We start from the raw sequence: 17,435 nt of genomic DNA on the forward strand, positions 1-17,435 counted from the left end.
GCGGCAGGCCGTTGAGGTGGAGCAACGCATCGATCCCGATGTCGTTCTGATGAACCTCAGGATCATCCCTATTCGGGCATATTGTTTGTGCAAAACTATCGAAATACGATAGGTTTATATCGAATCTCAGGTAGAGAGACAGCTATGAGTACATGGGTCATTCGGGCCTTGCGTGTGGTGATCGGGATCGCGCTGGCCGGATCGGTGATCGTCCAGGCGGCGATCGTGGCGCTGCTGTGGTGGGACACTGACAAGGAGCCGACCGGGGTCGAGGTTTCATTGACGATTATCGGTGTTTTCGGCGTCGCGACCTTGCAGATCGTCGCCGTGTGTATCTGGCGGCTGCTCACGATGGTCAACCGCAGGACAGTGTTCTCACATACCGCCTTCCGTTTCGTGGATCTGATCATCGGCGCGATCAGCGCTGCCGCGGTACTGGTGTTCTCCATAGCGGTGGTTGCCCGGTTCGCAAATCATGCTGTGCCTGGCGATGAGGTCGCACGGGGCCTGGTTGCGTTGATCTGCGGTTTCGCGTTGGTGATCGCAGGTGTTGCGCTCGTGGTCTATGTGATGCGAACGCTGCTGGCGCAGGCTGTCGCGCGGGACTCCGAGGCGAAGCACCTGCAGTCTGAACTCAACGAGGTGATCTGATGCCGATCATCGTCGATATCGACGTGATGCTCGCCAAACGGAAGATGGCGGTCGGCACTTTGGCCGACCAGGTGGGCATTACCCCCGCCAACATCGCCGTCCTCAAGAACGGGCGAGCTAAGGCTATCCGATTCACGACCTTGGCTGGCCTTTGCGAGGCGTTGGACTGCCAACCGGGTGATCTCCTGCGCTGGGTGCCCGACGAGAACGCAGATGTCAGGACGCCGATGGACCAGGAAGTTCATCCGTGATCAGTGCGGGCTATCCGCGATCACGACGCGATCCGGCAGCTTCGCCACCGTCAGGAACGTCGGTGGACTCTGTGATGCTCGAGGCTTCCACCTCGCCGCTCTCAGGCTTGACGGATTCCACAGTGAGCGCAGGTCCGCGGCGTCCCTTATTGACCAGCCGCATGATAGGTCCGGACACCAGCAGCGCCACAGCGATCAGCAAGAACACAACAGCAACCGGCCTGGTGAAGAGGATGCCGATGCTGCCCTCCCCCCATCTGGATGCTCTGCCGCAATGACTTCTCGACCAGCGGTCCCAGCACCAAGCCGAGCACCAGTGGAGCAGCAGGAAACTTGTGCTGCATCAGGACGTACCCGATCGCGCCGGCCACCACGGCAACCAAGACATCGAACAGATTGTTGTTCAGGCTGTAGGTGCCTGCCAGGGCGACCGCCATGACGATCGGCACCAAGGTGGTCGGTTTGACCTGAAGGGCCTTGGCGAAAACGGGCACGAGCGGAAGATTGATGATCAGAAGCATCAGGTTGCCGATCAGCATGCTCGCCACCAGGCCCCAGAAGATGTCCGGATGCTCGGGAATCAACAGCGGGCCGGGCTGAATGCCCCACATCATGAGCCCACCCAGCAGCACGGCGGTACTCGCCGAGCCGGGGATTCCAAGCGTCAGCATCGGCACCATGACACCGGTTGCCGCAGCGTTGTTGGCCGACTCCGGCGCCGCCACGCCTTCGACGATGCCGGTACCCAAAAGATTGCGGCGCTTGGCGACACGTTTCTCGACACCGTACGCGAGCAACGACGAAACGGTCGGCCCGGCACCCGGCGCCAGGCTCACGAAGAACCCCAACAGTCCGCCCCGCCCGACGCTCCAGCTGGCGTTCCTCCAGTCCTCGCGATTCGGCAGCAATCCGCGCAGCGGGGTCTTGAGCGGATCGACCCTCGTCCGATGCGCGAGGATGTCGAAGATCTCGGCTAGCCCGAACAGGCCGATCATGATCGGCAAGAAGTCGAGGCCACCCAGCAGGTTGATGTTGCCGAACGAGAATCTCGACGTGCCCACGATGGGATCCGTCCCGATCGTCGACAAGAGCAGCCCCAGTACGCACATCAGCGCGGCCTTGATGGGCGACGAACGCCCGATCGTGGTCATCATGGTCAACCCGACCAGGGCCAATGCCAGGTACTCCGGCGGCCCGAAGCTCACGGCGATGTCGGCGAGCGGCGGGGCGAAGAGCATCAAGCCGAAGACGCTCACGGTTCCCGCGATCCACGACCCGATCGCAGCGATCCCGAGCGCCTTGCCCGCCTGCCCTTTCAAGGCCATCTTGTAGCCGTCGAAGGTCGTCGCCACACTGGATGGTTCGCCCGGGATATTGACCAGCACCGAGGTCAGCGTCCCCCCGTACATTCCACCGTAATAGGTGGCCGCGAGCATGATGATCGCAGACGTCGGCTCCAGAGTCGCGCCGAGCGGCAGCAGTAGGGCAATCGCTCCCGACGGTTGGACGCCCGGGAGCGCCCCGACAATCGTGCCGAGTAGGCAACCGATCATCGCCATAAGCAGATTGGTCGGGGTAAGCGCGATCGAGAAACCTTGCATCAAGAAATCAATGATGTCCATGACTCACACCCCCAGGAGTCCGGTCGGGAACGGCACGCCGAAGAAGACCGCGAACGTGAAGTACGTGATCGCCATCAACACCGCGGTGAGTAGCAGCGACTGCACGAGCGGCATCTTGATCAAGACGAGGCAGACGAAAAGCAGGAACAACGTGAGCCCGATCATGAATCCGAGAACCGGCATCAGTGCGATGAAGGCAACCAGACCGGCCAAGATGCCCAATGGACGCAGCCAGGCGCCGCGTCCGGTCTCCTCGTAAACTCCACTCTCGCCGTCGTCCTCGCTCACGGATATCAGGTCATCAGGATCGGCGGCATTCTGGCCCGCACTGCTGTCACCCCTACGGCCTTGGGCATAGGCACGCACGGTGATGACAGCGGCCAGTACCGCCCCGAGAGCACTCAGCACCAGCGGCCAGAAGCCCGGCCCCGGCTGTCCCTGATCCGTCCACAAGCTCAGCTGCGTGGACAGCACGATCCAGCCGAGCAAGACCAGCAGGATCAGTGCCGGCACGAGCGTCGCCTGGTTCATGAAGGAGCGGCGTTGCGTAGCACTCATCGCTTCCCCTAGCTCAAACCGAGTGCTTTGTAGTATTCGACGTACTTCTCCGACTCGGACGCGACGAACTGCTCGGCTTCGTCCCCGTAGTACTCGATCGGAATCATCACCTGGTCAGTCACCCAAGCAGCAAACTCCTCGGACTGGCCGACGGTGCGCAGCGCCTCAACCCAGAACGACTTCTGCTCGTCGGTGATGCCACCCGGCGCCATGATTCCCCGCGCCTGAGAGAATTCGATGTCGACACCCGCTTCTTTCATCGTCGGAACGTCGATGCCTTCCATGCGTTCGGCGGTCGAGACCGCCAGCCCCGTGACCCGGTCACCGTCGATCAGCCCCTTGACCTCTGCCGGATTGGTGGCAATCACGTCGACGTTGCTGCCGAGCAGCGCGGCATTGACCTCGGAGCCGCCTTCGAAGCTGACATAGGTGAATTTCACCCCGGTCTTCTCTTCGAGCAGGTACAGCAGAATCGAGTCGGCCGATCCGGTCTGAGTGCCGCCGAACTTGAGCGAACCCAGGGCGGCCTTTCCGGCGGTGATGAGTTCATCGAGCGAGGCGAAGCTGTCTTTGCGAACCGCGATCATCAACGCATCCGCACACAAGAAACCTAGATTCGTGAAGTCTTCATAGGAATATTCGAGGTCTTCGCTCAGCGGCGCGGTCAGGTATGAGGAGGACAAAGTGGCCAGATAATTCGGGTCGCCGGTCTTCGATTTCATGAAGGTGTAGGCCACTGCCCCGCTGCCGCCCGGGCGATTCTCGGGGGATACCGCGACGGGAACCGCCTTGCTATCGACCAGCAACTTGGCGACCTCTCGGCCGAAAAGATCCGACGAGCCACCTGCATCTGCGTGAATGATGAGTGCAGCATTGCGGTCCGGCATCCACGCGGCGCCGCCTCCTGCGCCCGAACCGGTACTTCCTGGCTGACCCGTGCAGCCCGTCAATCCAAGTAGCAGGCTTGAACTCGCACCTGCGATACCACCTATGAATGCGCGCCGGCTGAACCCGGAATCGACCATGACTCCTCCTTGTTTCACGTGGCTTGCCACGTTCGTCGTCCCGCGCGGCCTGAGCCGCGCCAGGACGTATCTGTCGGTATTGCTTCATTACCTGCTGACTTCGACCGCGAACCGACGCCGGTATCGCGATGTCACACGAGCATGCCTTTTGTTATAACGGTTAGTCAAGAGTCCTGTAAAGATTCCCCGACGAGCTGTGTGAGAAGCTGTCATTCACGCTTACATTGCGGACTCGTAAGACTCGACGCCGATCCCGCGCCAGTAGATCAGTTATAACCTCTTTCGACGGGTAGCGTCCAAGCCTCGGCCACCATGGCGAGCCGCCCATCGGGTGCAACTAGTCACTCGGCTTCCAGCCGTGCAGTTTCGCCAGAATCAACGTGTGGATGCCCAAAAGCCCCGCCACCAGACACGCGATCTTCGTGAAGCCGTCATCGCCGAATCCGGTGACGAGGGCTGTCCGACCGCCGATGAGGCCGGCCAGTTGCACCACGACCACCACCACGCCGAGCGCCAGCATGACCGCCAGCAGGACCACGAAAACGACATTGCCGATCTTGATAAGGGTCTTTCTCGTCGGCCCGAACTTTTCTTCATTCACGGGTTCAGACATGTCCCCCTCCTTAGGCGGGCGTCGGTACGACGCCCATAGCAATGGCTACGGCGAAGATGATGAACGGCAGAACGTAGTAGAGGATCAAAGGCTTGAAGGTCGTGCCGGGGTCGACCTGAGCGATGCCCGAGCCGATGAAGATTGCGGGGCCTCCCGGCGGGGAGGCGTCCGCTGTCGAGATCGACACCATGATCGTCGCCACCGCGAGCGCCGGATCGACTCCGATTGCGGTCAGCACCGCGAAGGCGGCCCCGGCGATGGTTGCCGCAGTGGCCGTTGCGCTGAGTGGTCCACCGACCAGCACGATCACCACCACGACGATCAACGTGGTCAGAATTGCCGGCAGGTGCAGCGAGGTGATAGCTGTTTGAAGCTGCTGATCAAGTCCGAGTTCCAGCAGAACGGCGCTTCCTGCGAAGGAGAAGACGAGTGTCGCACCGATGTCCTTATATCGCGGAGCGACCTTCGACACGAATCCGAACCATTCCTTGCCGGATTTCGGAAGCTGCTTTCGTCCGACCAGGAGCCCGATCAGGCCCAACAGAACCGGCATCCAGATCAAGATGTCGATACCTTTTACCAGCGCCTTGCCGGTCTCCTCTCCGAATAGCGAGTTGAAGAGCGCCGGCCCAGGGCCCATCGTGAGCAACAGCGGGATCAAGATTCCCAGGTAGACCAGCAAGGTGAACCAACCTTGGCTCCACGACTGCCTCATGGGCATCAACGATGCGGGATCGGGCTTTCCCGCCTTGCCTTGGCGGACGAAGAAGTAGACACACAGCAATCGCCAGAGCACGGTATAGCCGGCGACCACGAACATCACGAGCAGCGTATTTCCGGAGTCGATGTTCGGCTGCACGGTGGCCAGCCCGACCACGATGAGGTATGCCGCGCTCGGCGGGATGACCGTCCCGTTTCCCGAGTTGCCGGCGATGACCGTCGCAGCCGTCGACGACTTGAAGTTCGACTTCTGCATCCATGGCACGGTAACCGAACCGATCGTTGCAGCGTTGGCTGCCGCGGAATGGGTCAATGCACCGAAGCCTGCGGAGGCAACTGTCGCGACGTATCCCGGGCCGCCTTTGAAGCGTCCGAGCAGCGAGTTGAGGATGTTGACCTGATGCGAGATGATGCCCGTCTCGCCCAGGAGGTATCCGACGAATACGAAGGCGAGTGCTGCGAATACCACCGGTTGATCGAGTGCCGACTCGATGCCCAACCACAAGAAGGACAAGAACTGCTTGCCACCAAAGACGCAGAGCACGACGAATGCCACCACCATGGACTCGCCGATGCCGCGCTTGAGAACGACTGCGCCCACCACGATTACCGCGAGGTAGACGACCAGCGCCCAGATTGCCATGCCGAACAACGCATTCCTCCTTTGGAATCCGGTTGTGCTTGCGGGCCAGGTCGCCGGCCTCATAGCCAGTCGAACCACTGCCAAACTGTTATAACATGATGTCATTAGCAAACTCAATGGTCAATCATTTCAAGTCTTGAGTTTGGTATCTATCGGCGCTGAGCACGCGGCTTGGATTCAGAAACACCCTTGACCCAACGTCGTCACAGTTATAATCTTCTCTCAGAGAGTGCAGCCGCAGCGATGCGGCGACATCCCCTCATTTCGCTGACATCAAGGAGACCCAATGACTGACGGACGCAGCTACACACTCGGGGTGCTCAATGGCGACGGCATCGGTCCCGAGATCGTGCCCGCCTCGGTCCTCATCGCGGACGCAGCTGTCAAGGCCGCCAATGCGCAGCCCATTCAGTGGCGCCGGTTGCCACTCGGCTTCGAAGCAATCGAGAAGCTCAACGAGGCCACTCCGGTGAGCACGCTCGAGGCCCTCGCCGAAACTGACGGCTGGATTCTCGGCCCGCACGACAGCGCGGCCTATCCCGAACCATTCAAGTCTCAGCTCAATCCGTCAGGCACCATCCGCAAATATTTCGATCTCTTCGCGAACATCCGCCCGGCCAAGGCCTTCCCAGGCTCCAGTCCGCTCAAGCCCGGCACCGATCTGGTCATCTACCGCGAGAACACCGAGGGCTTCTATGCCGACCGGAGCACCTTTAAGGGCACCGGTGAGTTCATGCCCACTCCCGACGTGGCGATCATGCTCGGCATCATCACTCGCGCCGGCTGTGAACGTATCGCGCGAGCGGCTTTCGAGGCTGCCGAGCGGCGCCGCAAGAAGCTGACGATCGTCCACAAGGCGAATGTGCTCAAGCTCACCACCGGCATGTTCCGCGACGTCTGCCGAGAAGTCGGCCAAGACTTCCCCGATGTGACGGTGGACGACTACCACATCGATGCCTTCACCGTTCACCTGCTGCGCCGGGCGCCCGAGTTCGATGTGATAGTCACGGAGAACATGTTCGGCGACATCTTGAGCGACCTCACCGGTGAGCTCGCCGGCTCTCTCGGCCTGGCACCATCGCTCAATGCATCCGATACCCGCGCGATGGCTCAAGCCGCACATGGCTCGGCCCCCGACATCGCCGGTCAGGACAAGGCCAACCCGATAGCGATGATTCTTTCCACCGCCATGCTCTTCGATTGGCTCGGAGGAAAACACAACGACCCGGCGATCACTCGGGCAGGCAGATTGATCGAACAAGGCGTCACCGACACCGTCGCCGCAGGCGTCTGCACGACCGACATGGGCGGATCGGCCACCTGTTCCGAGTTCGCTGCGGCGGTCGCGAACCACATCGCGGGAAACTGAGCGATGTCTGCTCGCCCGACGATCGCCGTCATCCATGCGACCCCGAATGCCATGGCTCCCGCAGCCGGGGCCATGTCGGAGGCCTTTCCGGAGGCCGAGGTATGGAATGTGCTCGACGACCGCTTGATCAAGGACGCCAACGCCGCAGGCGGGCTCACTGCTCAGCTCGCCGGCCGCATGGGCGAGTTGATCGACTACACGATCGAGCACGGCGCGCAGGGAGTCTTGCTGTCGTGCTCGATGTACGGGCCTGCCGCCATCGCTGCGCGAACCCGGCACACGGAGCCCATTTTGGGTTCGGACGAGGCACTGTTCGATGCAATCGCCGAGCGGCGGCCCCACCGTGTCCTGCTACTCGGCCCGCTGCCCACACCGGTAGCGGATTCCATCAGCAGGCTCCGCGCATACCTGCAGGAACGCGATCAGCTGCCCGAATTGATCGGGGTGGATGTCCCCGGGGCAGGGCCGGCGGCCGCGGCGAACGACACGCAAACGCTCGCCGACGTGCTGATCGCAGCAGCACGAGGCCATTCCGAGCCGGCCGACATGATCGTGCTCGGCATGTTTTCGGTAGCACCCGCGCGCGCTGCCGTGGAAGCGGCTTTGGGCGTTCCCACCCTGGCTCCGCCGCAGATGGCGGCAGCCACACTGCGCGACACGCTGCTGACTGATTGACGAGGAGTCTTGATGGCGACACCGTGGCTGGGAGTTATCGCCGATGATTACACCGGCGCAACCGATGTGGCCGCTGCCCTGCGCCGGAGCGGGGTGGCGACAGCGCTTGCTTTCGATGTTCCGCAGGAGTCACCCCCGCCGGACGTGACAGCGCTGGTGGTGGCGCTCAAATCACGAACGATCCCGGCAGAAGACGCGGTCGCAGCATCCTTGGCGTCCCTTGCCTGGCTTCGGGACGCAGGCGTCGAGCAGACATATATCAAGTACTGCTCAACCTTCGATTCCACTGCCGAAGGCAATATCGGCCCGGTCACCGATGCCGTGATGGACGCGCTGGATAGCGGCCTGGTGATTGCGGTCCCCGCCTCGCCCGAGCACGGACGTACTGTTTTTCAGGGGCACATGTTCGTCGGCACCCAGTTGCTCTCGGAATCGTCGATGGCCCGGCACCCGCTGACCCCGATGACCGATCCGAATCTGGTGCGGGTTCTCGCGTCCCAAACCACACGCGAGGTCGGTCTGCTGTCCCACGATCGGCTGCTGGGCTCGAGCAGCTCCGAGGTGATCGAGTGGCTGGATTCGCAACGCACAAGCGGCGTGCGGCATCTGATCGCGGACACCACCGATGAGGACGACCTGGCACGGCTGGCCGAAGTATGCATGACCCAGAAACTGGTCAGCGGCAGCGCCGGGCTAGCTCGCGCCATGGGAGTGGTCTACGGCGATCAGTCAGAAAGGCCGACCGGCGCGATTCCCCGGTTACCCGAGGGGGACGCCGTCGTCGTGGCCGGGAGCTGTTCCGACACGACGCTTCGGCAGGTCGCGCTGGCCAAGCAACAGATGCCCGCCTTCCGCGTCGATCCGGCCGTCGGCTCGGTGGCCGAGCTGGACGACCAGGTCAGCGAATGGTTGGACGCGCATAGCGCCGATCCCCGGGTGCTCGTCTACTCGTCCGCTTCCATTGAGGAGCGCCGGGCCAGCGGTCAGGCATTGGGGCCGGACACCGGGGAGAAGCTCGAGCAGATTCTTGCCCGCGCGGCAGCGAGACGGGTTGCGCAGGGATCGAGACGTGTCATCGTTGCCGGTGGCGAGACCTCCGGCGCCGTCGTCAACGCACTGCGGGTGCATTCGGTGCTTATCGGCGAAGAGGCCGATCGCGGGGTGCCCTGGTGTATCGCGCGGAATCCCGAACTCGCCCTGCTGTTGAAATCCGGCAATTTTGGATCCGATGACCTGCTAGAAAGGACAAGCCGTGAATGACGAACGCGAGTTGCGCGTCCAGCTGTGCCGGATGGGCGCATCACTCTTCAACCGAGGGCTGACCCACGGACGCACCGGCAACCTGAGTGTACGAATCGACGACCGCATCCTTCTGACCCCCACCGGTGGATCATTGGGCGACCTCGATCCCGACAATCTCGCCATCATCAATCTGGCAGGGGAACATATCGGTGGTGCCAAGCCGTCGAAAGAGGCGTTCCTGCACGCAGCGTTCTACCGGGCCCGCCCCGATGACCGCGCAGTTGCGCATACGCACAGCACGCATTCGGTAGCGGTCTCGTGTCTGGCCGATGTCGATCCCGCAGACGTGCTGCCTCCGCTCACCGCCTATTACGCGATGCGAGTCGGCCACCTGCCGCTGGTTCCTTACCACGCTCCAGGGGATGATTCGTTGCGTGACTTGGCTGAACGCCTGGCAGCAGACCATCACGCCATCCTGATCGCCAACCACGGACCGGTGATCGGCGGCAAAGATCTGCCGACCGCGGTCGACGCCATCGAAGAACTGGAGGAAACCGCGAAGCTGGCTCTCCTGCTGCATGGCCGCGAGATCAAGCCGTTGACCGATGAACAGGCTGAAGCGCTACGCAGATAGCCGGTGCCAGGCTCAGCTGTTTCACCGTTGACAAGGGGGTTGACACCATGGCGAATGGATACGTCGCATACGTCGGATCGCGTAGCACTGCTGCCCGGAAAGCGTCCGGGATCGGCATCACCGTCTGGGATGCGCCACCGATGGCGCAGTGGGCACCACTGCAAACCATTGTCGCCGACGACGGAGAGGGACGGCCGCATGAGGTTCCGGCCAACCCGACCTACCTGCTGGTGTCGGACGATCGGCGCACGCTATACGTCGCCTATGGCGATTCGCGGCAGGTGGGCTGGCTGGATATCGATCAAGACAGCGGATTGCTGTCGCCGGGCGGCCTGATCGACATCGGCCACGCCAACCCCGTCGACCTGCTCCAAATTGGTTCGTGGCTGATCGTCGCCTGCCTTGCCGTACCCGGCGAGATCATCGTCCTTCCCGTCGGGCAGGACGCGAGCCTGGGCGCTGCAGTCGATTCGTTCACTCCCGAGGGCATCCTCGGCCCCCACGCCGAGCGGCAGAAGGGCGCCAACCCACACCAGACCGTGCTCGATCCTTCGGGGCGCTGGCTGCTTGTCTGTGACCGCGCGCATGACACCGTGTGGATCCTTGATTTCGATCAAGGCACCGGAAAGCTGCGGCTGCACGGCCAGTTCCGCACGAAGCGGGCGGAGGGCCCTCGCCATATTGCCTTTCATCCTGATGGGCAGATTGCTTATGTGATCACCGAGCTGCGGTCGGACATCTATGTGTGCCGGTGGGATGCAGATACCGGCCGGTTGAGCGGTATTCAGGTGCTTCCTTCTTATCCGGACGACGCCCTGTTCGACTCCTGCGCGTCCGAGATCTGTGCGTCGGCGGATGGGCGGTGGGTATTCGCCTCGAACAGGAGCGGGATAAGCGATGATTTTCCGCCGGCCACACCCGAACCGGACACGATCGGTGTCTTCGCGGTACAACCCGATGGCACCCTACGGCCCGACCATTGGGTATCGACCCAAGGTCATCGTCCACGATTCTTCGTTGCCGATCCGGCTGAGCAATCGATCCTCGTCGCAAATGAAATCAGCGGAACCATCTGTTCGCTTCCGCGCTCAGACAATGGATTGGACGAAGGAACGCTCGTCGCCACAGCCGCCTCCCCAACGTGTATTGCGTGGGGGCAAACGGCTGAATCGCGATCGGGCCTGATCCAATGACAGCTATGATCCGGGCAGCTGATATCGGCGAGTCGCCTGCCGTTAGAGTTAAGCCTCGACTTGAGGAGGCAACGGTGGGCGACGGCACGAAGGGCGATCTGGCCTACCGGGGCATACGAGACCTGATCCTGTCGGGAAAGCTGGCGGCAGGCGACATCATTCCGCAACGCGAAATCGCCGCGGGGCTCGGTATCAGCACGACCCCGCTCCGTGAGGGCCTCAGGCGTTTGGAAAGTGAAGGTCTTATCACCCTCGAATCCCATCGCACCGCACGGGTCACCGAGTTGCGGCTGGAACAGGCCCGCGATCTGCTTGAGATCAGGCGCTCCCTTGATCCGCTGGCCGCCTCGTTGGCCGCCGAACGCCGAACTCGCGAAGATATCGCCGCTATCCGCGAATGCGGGACCAAGCTGCGAGCGCTACCGGTGAACGCGACCGTAGACGAGCTGATCGCGCACCGGCGTTTTCACCGCTCCATCTATTGCGCTTCACATAACGAGCTTCTGATCGGCACCCTCGACACACTTTGGGACAAGGCGGATCGTTACCGCATGATGGCATTGAAGATCGATCGCGGACAACAGGCTCGTGACCTCAAGGACAAGGAGCATCGCCTGCTCGTCCAGTACATCGCTGCGGGAGATTCGTCGAGCGCGGCCAAGGTGATGCTGCACCACATCGACACAAGCCTGGTGGTCGAGGCAATCTCTCGTCTCGCCAGCGGAAGGGACCTAGCGTCATGAAGCCCACAGCCGACCTTTGGGACGAACTCGGAGACATCGCGACGAGTTGCTGGACGCAGTTCCGCCAGTTCGGTGCACGAAGTGCCTTCGAGGGGACGATCACCACGGTGCGTTGTCACCACGACAACGTCATCTTGAAAAGTGTGCTCGGTGAGCCCGGTGCCGGACGCGTCCTCGTCGTCGATGGAGGCGGGTCGCTCGAACGCGCCCTGATGGGTGACCGCATCGGTGATCTCGCCGTCAGCAATGGCTGGAAGGGCATCGTCATCAATGGTGCCGTCCGCGACAGTGTCGCACTCGCGCCGCTGGGTCTCGGCATCAAGGCATTGGGGACCAACCCGCAGAAAAGCGCCAAAGAGGGTCTGGGCGAACGCGATGTGGACGTCCATTTCGGTGGCTGTGTGTTTCGGCCGGGCGATCACCTAGTGAGCGACCATGACGGGATCATCGTCATTCCTGCGTGAGGTGTAGCTTCTTCCGGAACATAAGCTCGTGCGACTCGAACAGGACGGCCGATGCCGGGACAGATTTACGAAATGGACCAGATAGTTTTTGCTGCTCCACTCATGTAGAGTTTTTCGCGTGACGATGACTGCGAGCATGCTGGCCGATGGGGTCACGTCCGCGTCTTTCATGTCCTCCATGAGCTGTTGTCGGTGTTGTTGCCGCATGCGCGGCGCCCGCTCCTGATCCTTCGCATCTGCTGAAGGGCACTGACTGCACCTGGGCTGGGAGTTGGGCGGTAATCCCCTCCTCAACGACCTTCAGCACCAGGAGCACACAGTCATGACTCTCGATCTTCTTTTCGTTGGCGCCGATGCCGGGCGCGGAACCCTCGCGCAACTTGCCGCCGAAGTCGGCGTGAATTATCGCCTCGTCGCTCAGCGGGTCACCACCATGGAGATCTTCCCCATCAGCGTGCTGACCGTCGAGTTGGACGCCGACGAATCCCGCCTCGACGCGGCCACCTCGTGGTTCGCCCGCCGCGGCATTCATCAGCTGTCGTCCGCGGCCTGAACTACGGAGCGTGCGGACGCGGTTCTCAGCGTCCGTCGGGGACTGATGGTGGTCCCTATCTGCCGAAGAGCGTGGCCGACGGTAGCGTGTCTCCATGACCCTGTGCCTGATGCTGGACATGTCCGAGACGGCTTCTGCGTCCGATCGCATGACTGCGATCGATGTCAATGGCCCCCAGATATCCGTCCTTGATCTGGGAGTCACAAGGGGAGACGGCATATTTGAGGTGCTCGCTGTCGTTGACGGGCATCCACAGGCGGTGACCGCCCACCTGCGCCGGATGCAGAACTCGGCGGCAATGCTCGAACTGCCTCGTCCAGACTTGGGGTTGCTGGAACAAGCGGTCAGACGGGCGGCCGCCGAGCAGTACCAGATGACTCATGAGCGCGAGCTGCTGATCAAGATCGTCATGACTCGCGGCGTCGAGGATGCGATGCCAGCCGCGCCAACCTGCTGGGTGGTCGCATTCCCGAGCGCCGATTTCTCGCGCGAGCGCAGCGAAGGCATCGACATCATCACCCTCGACCGTGGTTACCCGCACGACATCGCGGCGCGAGCGCCGTGGCTGCTGGCGGGCGCGAAGACCTTGTCGTATGCGGTCAACAAGGCCGCAGGACGCGAGGCCGCCCGCCGCGGAGCGGACGATGCCTTGTTCGTTAGCTCGGATGGCTACGCATTGGAAGGCCCCACATCATCGCTGATCGTCCGCGTCGATGCCCGCATCTGGACGCCCTCGTCAGCGCTCGGCGTGCTGGCGGGCACCACTCAGGGTTCGGCGTTCGCGTTCTTTGCCGAACACGGATACGCCACCGCCCAAGCTCTCCTCCGCATGGACGACGTATATCGCGCAGATGCGATGTGGTTCGTGTCATCCGGACGCATGGCTGCCCCGGTGCGCAGCCTCGATGGTCGATCGGTACCAGTTGATCACGAGCTGACCGACGCCCTTAACGAGTCGCTCCTGGGGCGCATCGAGTAGGACATGGAGATGGGTGGATGCGAGGCCTCCACGTCCAGGATCTTTATACCCGAGGAGGTCGTCGATTCTGGGACAATCTGGCTGTGTCTCTCCGCAATCCTGAAGGAATTGCCGAAGCTTTAGCCACCCTCGCCCACGCGGTATTGAAGCCACGACACGGCGGACTTGTTCTGGCTATCGACGAGCTGGCGCGGTCTGTTTGAACTTCTCCACTTGTGGGTTCGCGCGGCCGGCCAGGTTGCCCGGGCAATCCAATCCCGAGGTGACCAATCTCGTCTATGCATCCATCAACGGACCGCGGGACTACTGTGACCGGCGACCGCGGAGTCGATCCAGATCACGGCGTTCACGCTTGGTCGGGCGCCCGGCCCCGCGATCTCGAACGGCCACCCGAGTGACGAGCTGATGAGGCGGTGGCGGCGGAGTGAGATCCTCGTAAGCCTCGGCCGCAAGAGCCGCGCCGACCCTTTTGACCAGCAGCTTTTCCACCTTGAGAATCCGGTCGAAACCGTTGATGCGCGCACGGACCTCGTCCCCAACCTTCACCGGGTAAGCGGCCTTCACCGGGTTGTCGTTGACCCGTACGTGGCCGCCTCGAATTGCCGCGGTCGCCGCCGATCGTGTCTTATAGACACGCACGGCCCACAACCAAGCATCAAGTCGGACCGAATCACTCATGATCCGTCCATCTTATTCGGCAGCAAGTTCTGCCGAGCGTCCGTTCGCCGGTCGAAGGTGATTCGGCGGCACGAGCGCAGGGAGAGCTGCGGCATTGACTACGCCGGACGCAAGAGCGATTCGTGACACGCGCGGGACGTCTTCACGTGCAAGCGAAGATGCCTATATGCATCGCCTGGAGTTCTTAACTCCACGTGGCTTCGCCCACGCTGGAGTCGACCACGCAAGAGACGAGCGCAGTGTCGGTACGCTCTTTCTCTATGTGCCGACGGGAACCGCGATGAGCTGTCCGTCCCACTGATGGGAGGAATCGAACAGCCGAGCGCCGCCGGGCCAGTGAGCGGCGACAACATAGAGCATGTTGTCTCCGGACGCGTAAGCGCATGAGAATGCTCCGCGATCGAGTGTGATCCGTTCGAGGATCTCACCGCCTTCGGCCACGCGCACGACGGCCCGGGCCGGCACATCGGCGAACCAGCAGGTGCCGTCAGGGGCCATGCTGATCCCGTCTGGGGCAGCACCCTCGATATTCGCCCAGACGCGCCGGTCGGTCAACGACCCGTCTTCCGCGATCCTCCAGGCGGACAATCTTCCGGCGTGCGACTCCGCCACGACGAGTTCCGAGCCGTCGCTGCTGAGCGCCATGCCGTTGGGGAATGCGAGGGAGTCCGCGACAACGCGCGCCGATCCGTCATCTTCGATACATGCGATTAGTCCAACCGCCGAATCAGGGAATCCCTTCCGGGGGTCGAAGTTCCCGAAGTTGACGTAGACGCGTTCGTCATGGACGAGCAGTTCATTCCCACCGCCTTCCGCGAGTCCGGAGACATCGGCCCACGCGCGAGGCCGCCCTCCGGCAACACCCCGCAACACGAGGCCGGAAGTCGCGTCGAACACGAACATTTCATCGCAGACAGGCTCGAAGCACAGTGGCATCGATGCCACTTCAGCCTGGAGCTCTAGCGTGCCCGTCTCTAACACGTACCGGTAGATTCGCCCTGCCGTCCAGTCCGAGAACCACACACTTCCCGGCGTCACGCGCACCGACTCCAGCATGCCCAGGCCCGAAACCAGCACCCGGCTCTCATTCGCTCGCTTCAAGTCGGTCTGCATGATTCTATCCTCGTCTTCGGATGGTCGATGCACAAGGAAAGGTGGCCTCGGTGCTCGTATCCGCCATCAGGCCGGCTCGTCTCGGGTCGAGTGATTTACGGTCAGGTTCACATCCGGGCAGTTCACTCGGTCGGACTCCCGCCTCGCGCTCCGACGTACGCTACAGCCGGAGAAACAACCAATCAGAGCGTAGCTACTTTTGCTCCCCTACGGCGTCCTACCGGCGAGCAAGTTGCTCCATCAGCCGGACGAACTGCTTCGGATCCTCGTTGTGGAAATCGCGCCTTGAAGCACTCATGAGTTTTCTCCTCAGGACCTATTGCGGTGGCAACTTTGCCTCGAATGCTTCCGCCAGCCGATCAAGTTTAGCCACCCGTGCATGGAATTCATCATCGGGAAGCCACTGTGCATGCATATAGGTTTCGATCAGCTCCGACATGACTTTGGGCCCGACGATATCGGCGCCCAGGCACAGCACGTTGGCGTTGTCGTGTTCGACGCACTGGTGCGCGGAGTAGATATCGTGCGCGAGCGCTGCACGGATGCCCGGTATCCGATTGGCGGCCATGGCTGCTCCAATGCCCGATCCGCACACCATGATGCCGCGCTCGCAGGCACCCGTGAGGATTTGTCTGGCCAGCTCGACTGCAACGTCAGGAAAGTCGATGGGTGTCTCATCGACCGCACCGATCTCGACGACATCGTGCCCCATGCGCTTCAACGTGCCGGTCACGATGGCCTTGCCTTTGAACCCTGCATGGTCAGCAGCCACGACAACTCTCATTGTTCCTCCTGCGCTATCGTCCGATTCGTCAACCGCTCGTAGACCCGGTGCAGCGATTGATTGCCGTTGGCGGCCTCGCCGTGCGCCATCGCCTCCAGATAAAGCGAGTTCACCACGGACGTCGCAGGCAGCGGCACCGACTCGCTCTTGGCGGCCTCAAGGGCAAGCCCCAGGTCTTTGACTTGCAGGGCTATCCGGAAGCCGGCCGAATCGTCACCGGAGATCATTTTCGGACCCAGGTTGTCCCCCATCCACGACTGTGCCGCGCCTTGCGCAAGCACGGTTCGGACAGTCTCAAGATCCAGATCAAGCGCACTCGCAAGCGCAAACCCCTCGCAAACCGCGGCAATATTGCAGGCAACCACGACCTGATTGCACAATTTGGCACCTTGCCCGGCGCCTACACCACCGACAAGGGTGATGGCCTTCCCTATGCTCTGCAATACCGGACGCACGAAGTCGAGAGTCTCGATCTCCCCACCGACCATGATGGACAGCTTCCCCGACTCCGCGCCAGATACCCCACCGGATACCGGCGCGTCCAAGTATCTGCCTCCGGCCGCACGGATTCGTTCGGCGAACTTTCTGGTCGCTATCGGCGATATCGACGACATATCAACCACAACGGCGTCCGGCGACATCGAACCGATCACACCGTCGGAGCCGAAAAGCACGGCCTCGACGTTGCCGGTATTGGGCAGCATCGTGATGATGATGTCGGCGCCGGCTACAGCCTCCCCTACCGTGGTAACCGGTGTCAGCCCTGGTATCGAGTCGGCCCGACCGGGGACTGCATCGTAAGCCATCACCTCGAATCCGGCCGCTGCCACGTTCTTCACCATCGGCAGCCCCATGGCTCCGAGCCCGATAAACCCGATTCTCACGTCTTTTCCTTTCACAGGCGATTCATCGCGCCGTCGGAGCC

General features: G+C 62.0%; 20 protein-coding genes. 11 read left to right on the top strand and 9 right to left on the bottom strand.

Annotated elements, in window-relative coordinates; translation table 11 throughout:
• Positions 1 to 144 precede the first annotated feature (144 nt).
• Together QQ658_RS10180 and QQ658_RS10185 are read left to right on the top strand one after the other, a co-directional pair.
• A complete protein-coding gene (locus QQ658_RS10180) occupies positions 145 to 651 on the top strand; it encodes a DUF2975 domain-containing protein (RefSeq protein WP_286024742.1) in 507 nt (168 codons plus the stop codon).
• A complete protein-coding gene (locus QQ658_RS10185; protein WP_286024743.1) occupies positions 651 to 902 on the top strand; it encodes a helix-turn-helix domain-containing protein in 252 nt (83 codons plus the stop codon). Before QQ658_RS10180 ends, QQ658_RS10185 begins: the two co-directional genes overlap by 1 nt.
• Positions 903 to 1,048: 146 nt before the next feature.
• Here QQ658_RS10185 and QQ658_RS10190 read toward each other — a convergent pair whose 3' ends face one another.
• The 5 genes from QQ658_RS10190 to QQ658_RS10210 all read right to left on the bottom strand — a co-directional run bounded on the left by QQ658_RS10190 (position 1,049) and on the right by QQ658_RS10210 (position 6,083).
• The gene (locus tag QQ658_RS10190; protein ID WP_286024744.1) at positions 1,049 to 2,524 is read right to left on the bottom strand and encodes a tripartite tricarboxylate transporter permease; all 1,476 of its coding nucleotides are present in this window, start codon (positions 2,522 to 2,524) and stop codon (positions 1,049 to 1,051) included.
• Positions 2,525 to 2,527: 3 nt separating this feature from the next.
• The gene (locus QQ658_RS10195; RefSeq protein ID WP_286024745.1) at positions 2,528 to 3,082 is read right to left on the bottom strand and encodes a tripartite tricarboxylate transporter TctB family protein; all 555 of its coding nucleotides are present in this window, start codon (positions 3,080 to 3,082) and stop codon (positions 2,528 to 2,530) included.
• Between the two features lie 8 nt (positions 3,083 to 3,090).
• Complete coding sequence (locus tag QQ658_RS10200; protein ID WP_286024746.1) at positions 3,091 to 3,969, bottom strand: tripartite tricarboxylate transporter substrate binding protein; 879 nt, start codon at positions 3,967 to 3,969, stop codon at positions 3,091 to 3,093.
• 475 nt (positions 3,970 to 4,444) lie between these two features.
• Positions 4,445 to 4,720, bottom strand: coding sequence for a hypothetical protein (locus QQ658_RS10205; RefSeq protein ID WP_286024747.1), 276 nt, complete (start codon positions 4,718 to 4,720; stop codon positions 4,445 to 4,447).
• Positions 4,721 to 4,730: 10 nt separating this feature from the next.
• Positions 4,731 to 6,083 (bottom strand): TRAP transporter large permease subunit, encoded by a 1,353-nt coding sequence (locus tag QQ658_RS10210; protein ID WP_286027092.1) that lies wholly within the window; start codon positions 6,081 to 6,083, stop codon positions 4,731 to 4,733.
• A 286-nt stretch (positions 6,084 to 6,369) separates the two neighbouring features.
• On the opposite strand from QQ658_RS10210, the gene QQ658_RS10215 reads away from it, so the two are divergent.
• The 9 genes from QQ658_RS10215 (at position 6,370) to QQ658_RS10255 (ending at position 13,935) form a co-directional block, all read left to right on the top strand.
• The gene (locus tag QQ658_RS10215) at positions 6,370 to 7,452 is read left to right on the top strand and encodes an isocitrate/isopropylmalate dehydrogenase family protein (protein ID WP_286024748.1); all 1,083 of its coding nucleotides are present in this window, start codon (positions 6,370 to 6,372) and stop codon (positions 7,450 to 7,452) included.
• 3 nt (positions 7,453 to 7,455) lie between these two features.
• A complete protein-coding gene (locus tag QQ658_RS10220; RefSeq protein WP_286024749.1) occupies positions 7,456 to 8,127 on the top strand; it encodes an aspartate/glutamate racemase family protein in 672 nt (223 codons plus the stop codon).
• 12 nt (positions 8,128 to 8,139) lie between these two features.
• On the top strand, positions 8,140 to 9,387 hold the full coding sequence (gene otnK, locus QQ658_RS10225; protein WP_286024750.1) for a 3-oxo-tetronate kinase: 1,248 nt from the start codon (positions 8,140 to 8,142) through the stop codon (positions 9,385 to 9,387).
• On the top strand, positions 9,380 to 10,003 hold the full coding sequence (gene otnC, locus QQ658_RS10230) for a 3-oxo-tetronate 4-phosphate decarboxylase (RefSeq protein WP_286024751.1): 624 nt from the start codon (positions 9,380 to 9,382) through the stop codon (positions 10,001 to 10,003). The genes otnK and otnC overlap by 8 nt, the downstream gene beginning before the upstream one ends.
• 47 nt (positions 10,004 to 10,050) lie before the next feature.
• Positions 10,051 to 11,196, top strand: a complete 1,146-nt coding sequence (locus QQ658_RS10235; RefSeq protein ID WP_286024752.1) for a lactonase family protein — start codon at positions 10,051 to 10,053, stop codon at positions 11,194 to 11,196.
• A 74-nt stretch (positions 11,197 to 11,270) separates the two neighbouring features.
• Positions 11,271 to 11,939, top strand: coding sequence for a GntR family transcriptional regulator (locus tag QQ658_RS10240; RefSeq protein ID WP_286024753.1), 669 nt, complete (start codon positions 11,271 to 11,273; stop codon positions 11,937 to 11,939).
• Positions 11,936 to 12,403 carry a ribonuclease E activity regulator RraA gene (gene rraA / locus QQ658_RS10245; protein ID WP_286024754.1) on the top strand — a complete coding sequence of 156 codons (468 nt, stop codon included), beginning with the start codon at positions 11,936 to 11,938 and terminating at the stop codon, positions 12,401 to 12,403. Before QQ658_RS10240 ends, rraA begins: the two co-directional genes overlap by 4 nt.
• A gap of 322 nt (positions 12,404 to 12,725) precedes the next feature.
• Positions 12,726 to 12,956, top strand: coding sequence for an NIL domain-containing protein (locus QQ658_RS10250; protein WP_286024755.1), 231 nt, complete (start codon positions 12,726 to 12,728; stop codon positions 12,954 to 12,956).
• 94 nt (positions 12,957 to 13,050) lie between these two features.
• The gene (locus QQ658_RS10255) at positions 13,051 to 13,935 is read left to right on the top strand and encodes an aminodeoxychorismate lyase (protein WP_286024756.1); all 885 of its coding nucleotides are present in this window, start codon (positions 13,051 to 13,053) and stop codon (positions 13,933 to 13,935) included.
• A gap of 303 nt (positions 13,936 to 14,238) precedes the next feature.
• Here the strand turns inward: QQ658_RS10255 and QQ658_RS10260 are convergent, their stop codons facing one another.
• The 4 genes from QQ658_RS10260 to QQ658_RS10275 all read right to left on the bottom strand — a co-directional run bounded on the left by QQ658_RS10260 (position 14,239) and on the right by QQ658_RS10275 (position 17,394).
• Positions 14,239 to 14,613 (bottom strand): RNA-binding S4 domain-containing protein, encoded by a 375-nt coding sequence (locus tag QQ658_RS10260; protein WP_286024757.1) that lies wholly within the window; start codon positions 14,611 to 14,613, stop codon positions 14,239 to 14,241.
• Positions 14,614 to 14,871: 258 nt separating this feature from the next.
• A complete protein-coding gene (locus QQ658_RS10265) occupies positions 14,872 to 15,726 on the bottom strand; it encodes an SMP-30/gluconolactonase/LRE family protein (protein ID WP_286024758.1) in 855 nt (284 codons plus the stop codon).
• A 316-nt stretch (positions 15,727 to 16,042) separates the two neighbouring features.
• Positions 16,043 to 16,510 carry an RpiB/LacA/LacB family sugar-phosphate isomerase gene (locus QQ658_RS10270; protein WP_286024759.1) on the bottom strand — a complete coding sequence of 156 codons (468 nt, stop codon included), beginning with the start codon at positions 16,508 to 16,510 and terminating at the stop codon, positions 16,043 to 16,045.
• Positions 16,507 to 17,394 carry an NAD(P)-dependent oxidoreductase gene (locus QQ658_RS10275; RefSeq protein WP_286024760.1) on the bottom strand — a complete coding sequence of 296 codons (888 nt, stop codon included), beginning with the start codon at positions 17,392 to 17,394 and terminating at the stop codon, positions 16,507 to 16,509. Before QQ658_RS10275 ends, QQ658_RS10270 begins: the two co-directional genes overlap by 4 nt.
• Positions 17,395 to 17,435: the final 41 nt, after the last annotated feature.

The organism is Propionimicrobium sp. PCR01-08-3 (assembly GCF_030286045.1).
Lineage (GTDB): Bacteria > Actinomycetota > Actinomycetes > Propionibacteriales > Propionibacteriaceae > Brooklawnia.

What these genes read in the sequence shown, in the direction of transcription:
- QQ658_RS10180 (WP_286024742.1), top strand. Translation starts at nt 145, where the DNA reads ATGAGTACATGGGTCATTCGGGCCTTGCGTGTGGTGATCGGGATCGCG.
- QQ658_RS10185 (WP_286024743.1), top strand. Translation starts at nt 651, where the DNA reads ATGCCGATCATCGTCGATATCGACGTGATGCTCGCCAAACGGAAGATG.
- QQ658_RS10190 (WP_286024744.1), bottom strand. Translation starts at nt 2,524, where the DNA reads ATGGACATCATTGATTTCTTGATGCAAGGTTTCTCGATCGCGCTTACC.
- QQ658_RS10195 (WP_286024745.1), bottom strand. Translation starts at nt 3,082, where the DNA reads ATGAGTGCTACGCAACGCCGCTCCTTCATGAACCAGGCGACGCTCGTG.
- QQ658_RS10200 (WP_286024746.1), bottom strand. Translation starts at nt 3,969, where the DNA reads ATGCCGGACCGCAATGCTGCACTCATCATTCACGCAGATGCAGGTGGC.
- QQ658_RS10205 (WP_286024747.1), bottom strand. Translation starts at nt 4,720, where the DNA reads ATGTCTGAACCCGTGAATGAAGAAAAGTTCGGGCCGACGAGAAAGACC.
- QQ658_RS10210 (WP_286027092.1), bottom strand. Translation starts at nt 6,083, where the DNA reads ATGGCAATCTGGGCGCTGGTCGTCTACCTCGCGGTAATCGTGGTGGGC.
- QQ658_RS10215 (WP_286024748.1), top strand. Translation starts at nt 6,370, where the DNA reads ATGACTGACGGACGCAGCTACACACTCGGGGTGCTCAATGGCGACGGC.
- QQ658_RS10220 (WP_286024749.1), top strand. Translation starts at nt 7,456, where the DNA reads ATGTCTGCTCGCCCGACGATCGCCGTCATCCATGCGACCCCGAATGCC.
- otnK (WP_286024750.1), top strand. Translation starts at nt 8,140, where the DNA reads ATGGCGACACCGTGGCTGGGAGTTATCGCCGATGATTACACCGGCGCA.
- QQ658_RS10235 (WP_286024752.1), top strand. Translation starts at nt 10,051, where the DNA reads ATGGCGAATGGATACGTCGCATACGTCGGATCGCGTAGCACTGCTGCC.
- rraA (WP_286024754.1), top strand. Translation starts at nt 11,936, where the DNA reads ATGAAGCCCACAGCCGACCTTTGGGACGAACTCGGAGACATCGCGACG.
- QQ658_RS10250 (WP_286024755.1), top strand. Translation starts at nt 12,726, where the DNA reads ATGACTCTCGATCTTCTTTTCGTTGGCGCCGATGCCGGGCGCGGAACC.
- QQ658_RS10255 (WP_286024756.1), top strand. Translation starts at nt 13,051, where the DNA reads ATGACCCTGTGCCTGATGCTGGACATGTCCGAGACGGCTTCTGCGTCC.
- QQ658_RS10260 (WP_286024757.1), bottom strand. Translation starts at nt 14,613, where the DNA reads ATGAGTGATTCGGTCCGACTTGATGCTTGGTTGTGGGCCGTGCGTGTC.
- QQ658_RS10265 (WP_286024758.1), bottom strand. Translation starts at nt 15,726, where the DNA reads ATGCAGACCGACTTGAAGCGAGCGAATGAGAGCCGGGTGCTGGTTTCG.
- QQ658_RS10270 (WP_286024759.1), bottom strand. Translation starts at nt 16,510, where the DNA reads ATGAGAGTTGTCGTGGCTGCTGACCATGCAGGGTTCAAAGGCAAGGCC.